Below are 10,237 nucleotides of genomic sequence, written 5' to 3'. Positions count from 1 at the left end.
GTATGTTCTATGATCTATTTCAAAGTAAAATATTGTTCAAGAGATGATTCTTCGACTCATTTCGGGATGTAGCCTATATTTCAATAAAAATGTTATAATCTCTTACTATTATAATAACAGAATATGCTGGCACACGAGTTTATATTTTTGATGGCTCTTCCCCACGAATTATCGGACTACCAGATATGAACAGCATGAAGGATTCCTCAAATCATGATTCAAGGGGAAAGATGACTTATGTGAGTCGTTTTGTCCGATGATTTAAGGACATGAGCCTTTTTGATTTAACTACTATGGTTGACCAGGTTCTCATAAGTTAGACAAAAGTTTTAAATAAACATTTCTCTTCCATAGCCTCTACCAATCAGAAGAATCGGTGTAAAATATTATGGCAAAAAGCATCTATGACTATATAACAGACCAATGGAAAAAACATGATACATCATATCAAACGCCGCAGCATCAAAGGATGATACAGTGGAGACGAGAAGAAAACTTTCTCCGAGTAGAAAAACCGCTTAGATTAGACAGGGCTAGATCACTGGGTTACAAAGCCAAGCCAGGTTATATTATAGTGCGGGCTAGGGTGCGGAGAGGTGGTCTTAGAAAACACAAAATAAAAGGTGGTAGAAAACCATCTAAAAAAGGTATAAATAAGATCACAGCAGCAAAGAGTACACAACGTATTGCTGAGGAGAGAACAGCAAAACGCTACCCTAACATGGAGGTTTTGAACTCATACTGGGTTGGCGATGATGGTAGTTACCACTACTATGAGGTTATACTGGTTGATCCTGTGCACCCAGCTATCACAAAAGACCCAAAAATAAACTGGATATCAAATGCTTCTAATACTAGAAGGGTTTTACGTGGTAAAACCAGCGCTGGTAAAAAAGGTAGAGGATTACGTCATAAGGGAAAGGGTGCTGAAAAGGTTAGACCCAGTAAACGTGCTAAACAAAAGTAAGGAAAAAAATTTGAGTATTTTTTTGTCAATTATATTTTAGTGTTTGTTTTATAATGGGTGTTGCAAAGTATTTAAGTGGTAATTGTATTGGGTGGTTTACTATATGATTTATTGGCATCACAACATCGAGTGTTGTCCAGTTGCTTTCGGCACCATGGGTGTCTCTGGCTTTTGCTTTAACTTGGTATGTGCCTTGTTCGCTCCAGCTATGAGATGTTGTTTTTTGTTCACCTGAATTATAGGGGCCTATCCAGCCGCTGTTTGTTCCGTCTCCCCAGTTAACATAGTAGTAGACTTGATCATCATCTAGGTCTGTTGTTATAAGTGAATAAATGTATGTTGTTCCTGATTGCCCATTTGTTTCTCCTGATATCTCTGGTGCCTCTGGCGGATGGTTTTCAAAAATAGCGGTCGTTAAATCAGGGTTGCCCCATAGTGCGCCCCACTCAAAAGTCTCATACTTGAGGTAGGCCCATAGATTGGATGTGTACATTTTAGTTAAAGACCATTGGTGAGCCTGACCTTGTGTAAATTCTCCTGATGTAACACAACTTGTGAAGTAATAATCAAATGATTGGCTAGAGCCGCTATTTGGGTTATTCCAACCTGGCATCCCCAAAGCAACTTTTGTGGCGCCAAGGAAACCTACAGCGCCTTGCTTAAGCATTGCTTGACCAATATTATATTCATCAGTATCAGAGTTGCTGCAAGCATCTGCAAAAATAATCGAGGGATAATTATCGTTAAGATGGAGGCATGTATCGGTGTTAACGAACTCTGTCATGGAAGGATGATATCTAACGCAGGAGGTAGGTGATCCATGACCTGCCCAGTCAACAAATGCATATGTACCATTTGACCATATATTCTTCACATTATCATAAGTGATGTCATAATCCATGGTGTAGGTAGAATAACCTTGTTCATACATCCGTGTTCTCGTCCAGTTTGACATCCAAGGGTTGTTACTAGGGTTTGTTTTGTATTCCATAAGTACAGCATTATCAGTCCGCGGATTCGGGTCATTATCCCAGAAGAACGCACCGAGAAGAAGGATATTTTTCTTAAAACCAGGATCATTATTCTGCTCATAGGTAACTGATTTCTCACAAATATGAGCAACAATAGATGGATCACTCCATGGGATACGCCCGACACTTACTTCACCATAGAAATCAATAGGATCTGAATTCTCACCCCATCTATGATCACCATCAGCATCCCAGGATTGACTATCTGGTAATGTTAACTCCGCATAATAGAAATCAGTTTCTGGTTTTCCATAACCTAAATCCTGCCAACAGCGACGCATAGGAATATCGTCACGATGCCCAATGATACAAACATCTGTGATGCCCCATTGACTAGAAGGATATTTATCTCTTAAGAAATTTCTAATTTTCTCAGCAAGATCATAACCATTATAATTAGTGTTTATCCAAGATGTTGTAACGACATTAACATTTCTACCCTTTGTAGTCTCCCAATCCACCAAAGAAGAAACAGAGGAAGTCAACGAATCAAGTGTTATAATTACATAATCATATAATGCACGACTACCCTCCTCATTAGTTGTATACCAGCTTTGTGCTTGATCATAGTTATAAACAATGTTTTTTGCTTGTTTCTCCGCACGGTCGATATCATCAACTATTACATTCTCAGCAGATGATCCCCTGGGTAGCATGTAACTAATATAAACCTTGACATTAGGATGATAAACCAACTCGCCAGACAAAGGATAATAAGTAAACGGTGTAAACCTAACATCTACAAGATTATATTTCCTATAACCAGAGGTCTGAACAAACTCAACCACTGAAGAAGGATACGGATTATTGCTACCATAAGTTGATCTATAATTCTCTTCATATCTTTTCAGCTCTTGCTCGTAGATAACAGGATTTTCATCGCCGATAACACGGGGTAGAGACACAGATGGAACATTATATGTACCAGGTAAAACCACACTACCCAGTGTATCAAAATGGATTTCTTTGAACTGTGCACCAGGCGGTATAGCAACAGAGAATATCTTCGATGGTAAACTAGGCTTACCAGGAATAAGCAAACACCCGAAATCCTCTACATACAACTCATCACCATTATCAGTTTTTTTAACCTCGTAACCACCAGCTGGAATATTTACAACAACCACGCCATCCACAGTTTTAAACAAAAAATTTTTAGTATTTACAGATGCACCTACAAATACACTACCTATCATCAGCGTACAAACTAAAAAAACCACTAAGCCTCTTTTCATAAATCAATTTTCACCTCTAAATTAACATCTGTTAATACAGGGATGTGTTATTAAACTTCCGCAAAAAAAAAAACATTATCTGACAACCATCACAGGTTTATAGGCATACTGAACAACCTTATTAGCAACACTACCAATAAGAAAATGCCCAATTTCACTAGTGCCCCTACTACCAAGTACAATTAAATCAACGTTCAACCTGTTTGCAACATCAATAATTATAGTAGCAGCATCCCCCTCCTCAACCATACCAGTAACATCAAAATCATGGGGGCCAATATCTCTAATAGCATCGTTGATAAGATTCTCAGCTTTTTTTCTCAACTTCTTATAGATTTCATTGTCCAAAAAAACTTTTTCAGAGGGACTAGGCACAACAGCTAAAAGAATGAGTTCCCCATACTCATCAATTAAACTCATGGCCTTATTCAAAGCCAACTCAGAGCCTTCAGAGCCATCAAAACACACAAGTATCTTTTTCATAATACCCTATTTTTTCCTCCAAATAGGACCATCACGTGTATCCTGAATCTCAAAACCTATATCTAAAAGCTCCTTTCTAACCTTATCTGCCAAACCCCAATTCTTGTCCTTTCTGGCTTTCTCTCTAAAACCTATTATCGTTTCCATAAGATTTTTTATACTAGTTTTTTTAATTTTTTTATCATATTTTGAAACAACGTTGTATAATCTTTCCAACAAAACAGGATCTTCTGAAGCATCTTTTCTATAACTAGTTGGTTGGAATAAAGTCAAAACACCACCAAGTTCAACCAAGACATCAAGCGCATGTCTACATAATTCCCTGCTAGGATTTTTGTTCTCCTCAAAAAACCTGTTACTATTGTTAACAAAATCAAAAAAAACAGCGATAGCCTGTGGGGTGTTAAAATCATCATCCATTGCATCCTCAAACTTTTCCTTAAAATCATTGATTGCATCTAAATATTTTTTTTCTGATGATGTCAAACTTTTAACATCGAACTTATTTGATGAAACATTTTTGCATAACCCTTCGATTTTTTCTTTCAGACGACGTATCCGTTCTAACCCCTTCTCAGCGTCACTGAGAGCTTTATCGTTGAAATCAGGTGGGCTACGATAATGTGTCTGAGCAAAAAAGAATCGAACAACCTCAGAATCCCATTTACCCAAAAGATCACGAATGTTAACAATGTTACCGAGAGACTTAGACATCTTTTCCCCATTAATCGTCAGAAGACCGACATGCATCCAATATTTAGCAAAACGTTTATCTGTAGCTGCTTCAGCCTGCGCGATCTCATTCTCATGATGAGGGAAACGAAGATCCATCCCACCACCATGAATATCAAAAGGTAAACCCAGGTATTTGCTGCTCATAGTAGAGCACTCAATATGCCAGCCGGGTCTGCCCCTACCCCAGGGTGAATCCCATGAAGGTTCACCAGGCTTGGATTTTTTCCATAAAGCAAAATCAAGTGGGTTACGTTTTTGTTCACCAGGCTCTATACGTGCACCAACTTTCATCTCATCGATTTTTTGACCTGAGAGTTTTCCATAATCCTTGAATTTTTCAACAGAAAAATAAACATCGCCATCAGAAACATAACCATATCCTTTCCTGATGATCTCTTCTATCATCTTTATCATATCAGGGATTGTCTCAGAGGCTTTAGGATAAACATCTGCTCTCCTAATGCCAAGCCTGTCTAAATCCTCAAGACACTTTTCAGTGAAACGACGAGAATACTCTAGGGGATCTACGCCCTCCTGGTTGGCAGCCGCAATAATTTTGTCATCCACATCAGTTATATTCTGAACATAAGTAACCTTGTAACCCTTGTACTCGAAATAACGGCGGATAACATCAAAAGCAAAATATGTACGGGCATGACCAATATGTGCATCACTATAAACAGTCATACCACAAACATACATCTTAACTTTACCCTTTTCAACTGGAACAAATTTTTCTTTTTTCTTTGTCAAAGTATTATAAATTTTTAATGTCATTTAACGGTCTCATCCTTGTCACTAAAATATGGAGAAAAATATATACTTTGCTGTAAAACAAAAAAAGTTTTACCCAAATTTTATAAATATCTTCTCCATACCATCAGATGGAGGCTTAAAATATTATGAAAACCACTTTCAGCATCATTAAGGCAGACGTTGGTGGGTGGCCAGGGCATGCATCTGTGCATCCTTCTCTAAAAGAGATAGCAAACAAAAGGCTTAGAGACGCAAAAAAAACTGGTTTGATAAAAGATTTTCATGTAACTAACTGCGGTGATGACCTAGAACTAATCATGACTCATACCAATGGTGTTGATAGTAAAGAGGTTCATGGTCTCGCATGGGATACTTTTTGTGAGGCTACAGAAAAAGCAAAAGAACTAGGGCTCTATGGTGCAGGACAGGATCTACTAGTTGATGCTTTCTCTGGTAACATACGTGGTATGGGACCTGGTATAGCTGAGATGGAGTTTACTGAGAGAAAAGCGGAACCAATAATAGCGTTCATGATGGACAAGACAGAGCCAGGTGCTTTCAACCTACCTATTTTTAAGATTTTTGCGGACCCTTTTAACACAGCTGGTCTTATAATAGATCCCTCCCTCCATGATGGTTTTGTTTTTGAGGTATGGGATATACAGGAACATAAAAACGTTCTACTAAAAACACCAGAGGAAATGTATGATCTGCTTGCGCTTATTGGTGCTAAATCACGTTTCGTAATCAAAAGGGTGTTCCCAAAGTCGACATCTAAACTACCAGCTGATGAACCAGTCGCAGTTATATCAACAGAGAAACTTTATCAGATAGCTGGGGAGTATGTTGGTAAAGACGACCCAGCTGGTATTGTAAGGTCACAATCAGGGTTACCTGCTCTCGGCGAGGTACTTGAAGGCTTTTCCCTTGGTCATCTTGTGTCTGGCTGGATGCGTGGATCTCATAATGGTCCTTTGATGCCGGTCTCTGTAAAAGATGCGCGATGCACAAGATTCGATGGGCCACCAAGAGTAATCGCACTTGGTTTTCAGGTTAAAAACGCGATGCTTACAGAACCGTCTGACTTGTTTGATGACCCAGCTTTTGATATGGTGAGAAGGAGGTCACAACAGATAACTGATTATATGAGAAGACATGGCCCGTTTGAGCCACACCGCTTACCTATGGAGGACATGGAATATACGACGTTGCCAAAAGTGATGAAAAAACTAGGATCGCGGTTCAAAACCATAAAATAAAAACCTGCAACCTCTAATTTTATATATTACCACCTTATTCAGAACTCTTACTTTATGGAGTAAAAAACGATGGCAAAGAGAAAAACAAAACCAGCAAATGCAACAACAAAACAAAAAAAACAGCATCCTGATTGGAGTGCATTAAACCCTAGGGAAGTGGAATCCATGGCGGTGGAACTAGCAAAAGCTGGTAAATCCACAAGCGAAATAGGGATTATACTAAGGGACCAGTATGCTGTACCAGATATACGTGTCGCAACAGGAAGGAAGTTAACTAAATTACTGGAAGAAAATGGGATAAAACAAGAAATACCAGAGGATCTTAGAAACCTGATCAACAGGGCATCGCAACTCAAAAAACATCTAGATGAGCACAAAAAAGACTTCAAAAACAAGAGAGGTTTACAGGTCTTGGAATCAAAGATAAGAAGCTTAGAGAAATACTATGGTTCCCAGGGGCGGCTGCCTAAGGGCTGGAAGTACACAACAGAACAAGCAAAACTAATGTCCGAATAAAAAAGGCTCCATATTTTTAAAAACAACTGAATTATAGCCTAGTGTATAAACTATGATAGACGACCTTTCAAAGTTAAACAAAAAAGCGATAAATCTTCTTTTATCCCACCCAAAGTGTACGAGAATAAGAGTTGTTTCACATTACGACGCAGATGGTATAACATCAGCTGGAATAATATGCAATGCATTGTACCGTAAAGGCTATGATTTTCATGTCACTTTGATGAGGAACCCGTTTACACACGGTTTTGAGAGGCTTAAACAAGAGGAAAACGAGATCATATTTTTCTTAGACATGGGCAGTGGGCAGATAGAAACAATTGAAAAACTTGGTTGCAAAGCTATCATCATAGATCATCATCAATACCACAAAACAGAAACCAGCGACGATATAGTGCAGATCAACTCAAACCTGCTTGGTATAGATGGTAACTATGAGGCATGTGGTGCTACACTAACCTACTTGTTGGCAAAAACATTGGACAAAAAAAATGAGGATTTGATATCGCTTGCACTTGCTGGTGCAATGGGTGATAAACAGTATATAGGTGGGATAAGAGGTTACAACAAAACTATTCTTGATGAAGCAATTAAAAATAATTATCTAAAAAAAGAAAATAGCATTAAACTTTATGGTAAAAACATTTTTGATGCTATTTTTTATTCTATAGACCCTTTTTATCTTGGTTTATCAGGTGACAAAGAAAAAATACTTGTTTTACTAGAAAAACTACATATTAGTGAAAACACAAAGTTAGAGGATGTTGATAAAAAAAAGAAAAAGCAGCTTCAATCATTATTGATTTTAAATCTTATAAAAAATGGTTGCGAAAAAAACATTCTTGACACAGTTATAAGGGAACGTTATTGGTCTGATAAGCTTCGATGTGAGCTGGAACGTTTTGCAGACCTATTGGATTCTTGTGGGAAAGGTGGAAACCGCAGCCTTGGGTTGTTGATTTGTCTAAATGATAAAACAGTTTTTGAGGATGCATTGAAACTTGAGAAAGAATACAGAAAAAGTATACTGGATGAATTATTAAAGCTTGAGAGAGATGGTTGTGAAGAGAAAGAAAACTTTAGGTATTTCTACAGCAATGACTCGTCGCGGGGTGGCGTTATTTGCGGTATCGCAGTTAATTATCTTTTTGATAGAAGCAAGCCTTTGTTTGCTCTTACAAGAAAAGATGGTGAGGTTCATGTTTCTTGTAGGGGTAATCAATATCTTGTTAGTAATGGTTTGGATCTTGGTGTTGCTATGAAACAGGCGGCTGAGAAACTAGGTGGTCATGGTGGTGGTCATAAGATAGCTGCTGGTGCAACAATAAGTTCTGATAAAGAAGAAGAGTTCCTTAATATTGTTGATGAGATTGTTGAGAAACAAATGGGTGGTGTGAAATCTTGAAGGTGAGTTGTGATATAGTTATGGAGTTTGATGATGCTGAGAAGGTTAAAACAGTTATGCGATCTGTGAAAGTTGATGATTTTAATTTTGTGAAATCATCTGTTAAAGGCAAAAAACTTGAGGCACATATTGATAGTAAATCGGTTTCATCTCTGTTGCATACTTTGGATGATTATCTTGCTTGTATTTCTGTTGCTGATAAAGTTACTTTAGATAAACATTAATAATCAGATAGTTTATAGCGAGTTTCACTATGAAATTTGATTTAAAAGCAACATTTGTGTTCAGCGGCGATATATCTTCTATCACAAAAGATGTTGAGAAGTTTATTTCTACTGTTAATTCGACTATCCTTAAAAAGGGTCAGGAAAAGATTGCAGAAATCGAACATTTTAAGGTTGAAAAAAAATCTTTGATGCTTACTATAGTTTCTGAGGGTGCTTTGCGCCCTCATAACACTTTACTTCAGATTAAAAATGCTTTTAGCAGGGAATTTGGGGAGAAACATCATATTGGTGTCCGTGAGATAACAGTTGAAAATTACACGATTTCTTTTGATCTTGAAAAAGAGCCTTTGAAAGAGTTTTCGATACCTTTTGCTGAATTAACAATCAAAGGCAAAAACGCGGTAATCACACTAAAAGATGTTTCTCAGGATTTTTTACAGCGTAACTATATTGATCGTATGATAAACCTTGTTAAGGAAAAGGTTGAGAACCAACACTATGAGGGGAAAGCAGAGTTCTGGAAACTTATATGGCAGTCTGAGGAAAAGAAACCTGTTTGGTCAAAGGATCCTACTGAGGAAATGATAAAGTTGAGTTGGATTAAACAGGGGCCGACTAAGGGTAAATGGTTTTATTATGCTCAGGCAGCAGCTATTATGAAAAACATGGAAAGAATTGCTGTTGATGAGGTTCTTAGACCACTTGGTTTCAAGGAGGTTATTGAGTCACATGTAGTTCCGTTTGATATATGGCTTAAAACAGGTCATCTTGAGGGTATGCCTGCTGAGATTTACTATGTCTCTGAACCAGTGACGAGGGATGTTGATAAATGGGAGTATTTCATTGATTTAACAAAAATCACAAAAGAAGTACCATTTGAGGAGCTTAAAAAGAATATTTCTACGCCAAATGCTGGTATATGTTACGCGCAATGCCCAGTTATATACTGGTCTCTAAAAGGAAAAACTATTTCTGAGAAATCATTACCTGTGCTTGTTTATGATAAAACCGCTATATCTTGTAGGTACGAATCAGGTGGGCGGCATGGTATTGAGCGTGTTGATGAGTTTCATCGTATCGAACCGGTTTACATTGGAACAAAAGAACAATTACTAAAACTGCGTGATAAATTACTTGATCGTTACAAGCATGTTTTCAACAAAATTTTTGACCTAGAGTGGCGTATGGCATGGGTAACACCATGGTATATGCAGCAAGCTGGGAAGATAGGTGATGAATCAACTCAGGATACTGGGACAATTGATTTTGAGGCATACATGCCATACCGGGGAACCAGAAAAGACTCTGAATGGCTTGAGTTCCAAAACCTTAGCATTCTCGGAGATAAATACATAAAAACTTTTAATATAAAGGCACAAAAAAGCGAGCTTTGGAGTGGATGCTCAGGAATTGGTTTGGAACGTTGGACAACCGCTTTCCTAGCGCAAAAAGGCTTGAACCCTGAGCACTGGCCAGATGGTTTCAGGAAATATCTAGATAAACTACCAGAGGGTATAGAGTTTTTATAAGTACTTACTCAATGGGAGTGCTTGTCAACTTAAGATTTAAGTAATGGTAGCATCCATCCATGTTTTTGGTGAATAAAATATGGAGGGGATGCTA

The 10,237-nt window shown here is 37.9% G+C and carries 9 protein-coding genes; 6 read left to right on the top strand and 3 right to left on the bottom strand.

What is annotated here, in order from left to right:
- Positions 1-388: 388 nt before the first annotated feature.
- Positions 389-967, top strand: coding sequence for a 50S ribosomal protein L15e (locus tag QHH19_05065; GenBank protein ID MDH7517695.1), 579 nt, complete (start codon positions 389-391; stop codon positions 965-967).
- A gap of 25 nt (positions 968-992) precedes the next feature.
- Here QHH19_05065 and QHH19_05060 read toward each other — a convergent pair whose 3' ends face one another.
- From QHH19_05060 to cysS, 3 genes are all read right to left on the bottom strand, one after another.
- Positions 993-3,233, bottom strand: a complete 2,241-nt coding sequence (locus QHH19_05060) for a C25 family cysteine peptidase (protein ID MDH7517694.1) — start codon at positions 3,231-3,233, stop codon at positions 993-995.
- 75 nt (positions 3,234-3,308) lie between these two features.
- Positions 3,309-3,716: a universal stress protein gene (locus QHH19_05055; protein ID MDH7517693.1), complete on the bottom strand. Its 408-nt coding sequence runs from the start codon at positions 3,714-3,716 to the stop codon at positions 3,309-3,311.
- A gap of 6 nt (positions 3,717-3,722) precedes the next feature.
- Entirely contained in the window at positions 3,723-5,228 is a 1,506-nt protein-coding gene (gene cysS / locus QHH19_05050) for a cysteine--tRNA ligase (protein MDH7517692.1), read from the bottom strand.
- A gap of 122 nt (positions 5,229-5,350) precedes the next feature.
- Between cysS and fbp the strand changes: the two genes are divergently transcribed.
- The 5 genes from fbp (at position 5,351) to QHH19_05025 (ending at position 10,143) form a co-directional block, all read left to right on the top strand.
- Positions 5,351-6,466 (top strand): fructose-1,6-bisphosphate aldolase/phosphatase, encoded by a 1,116-nt coding sequence (fbp, locus tag QHH19_05045; GenBank protein MDH7517691.1) that lies wholly within the window; start codon positions 5,351-5,353, stop codon positions 6,464-6,466.
- Positions 6,467-6,535: 69 nt separating this feature from the next.
- Positions 6,536-6,982, top strand: coding sequence for a 30S ribosomal protein S15 (locus QHH19_05040; protein MDH7517690.1), 447 nt, complete (start codon positions 6,536-6,538; stop codon positions 6,980-6,982).
- A 52-nt stretch (positions 6,983-7,034) separates the two neighbouring features.
- Entirely contained in the window at positions 7,035-8,387 is a 1,353-nt protein-coding gene (locus QHH19_05035) for a DHH family phosphoesterase (protein MDH7517689.1), read from the top strand.
- 2 nt (positions 8,388-8,389) lie between these two features.
- On the top strand, positions 8,390-8,611 hold the full coding sequence (locus QHH19_05030; GenBank protein MDH7517688.1) for a KEOPS complex subunit Pcc1: 222 nt from the start codon (positions 8,390-8,392) through the stop codon (positions 8,609-8,611).
- 29 nt (positions 8,612-8,640) lie between these two features.
- On the top strand, positions 8,641-10,143 hold the full coding sequence (locus QHH19_05025) for a serine--tRNA ligase (protein MDH7517687.1): 1,503 nt from the start codon (positions 8,641-8,643) through the stop codon (positions 10,141-10,143).
- Positions 10,144-10,237 lie beyond the last annotated feature (94 nt).

This window comes from Candidatus Thermoplasmatota archaeon, from assembly GCA_029907305.1.
In the GTDB taxonomy this organism is placed as follows: domain Archaea; phylum Thermoplasmatota; class E2; order DHVEG-1; family DHVEG-1; genus JARYMC01.
This window is presented reverse-complemented; position numbering and strand designations above follow the sequence as displayed.

What these genes read in the sequence shown, in the direction of transcription:
- QHH19_05065 (MDH7517695.1), top strand. Translation starts at nt 389, where the DNA reads ATGGCAAAAAGCATCTATGACTATATAACAGACCAATGGAAAAAACAT.
- QHH19_05040 (MDH7517690.1), top strand. Translation starts at nt 6,536, where the DNA reads ATGGCAAAGAGAAAAACAAAACCAGCAAATGCAACAACAAAACAAAAA.
- QHH19_05035 (MDH7517689.1), top strand. Translation starts at nt 7,035, where the DNA reads ATGATAGACGACCTTTCAAAGTTAAACAAAAAAGCGATAAATCTTCTT.
- cysS (MDH7517692.1), bottom strand. Translation starts at nt 5,228, where the DNA reads ATGACATTAAAAATTTATAATACTTTGACAAAGAAAAAAGAAAAATTT.
- QHH19_05025 (MDH7517687.1), top strand. Translation starts at nt 8,641, where the DNA reads ATGAAATTTGATTTAAAAGCAACATTTGTGTTCAGCGGCGATATATCT.
- QHH19_05060 (MDH7517694.1), bottom strand. Translation starts at nt 3,233, where the DNA reads ATGAAAAGAGGCTTAGTGGTTTTTTTAGTTTGTACGCTGATGATAGGT.
- QHH19_05055 (MDH7517693.1), bottom strand. Translation starts at nt 3,716, where the DNA reads ATGAAAAAGATACTTGTGTGTTTTGATGGCTCTGAAGGCTCTGAGTTG.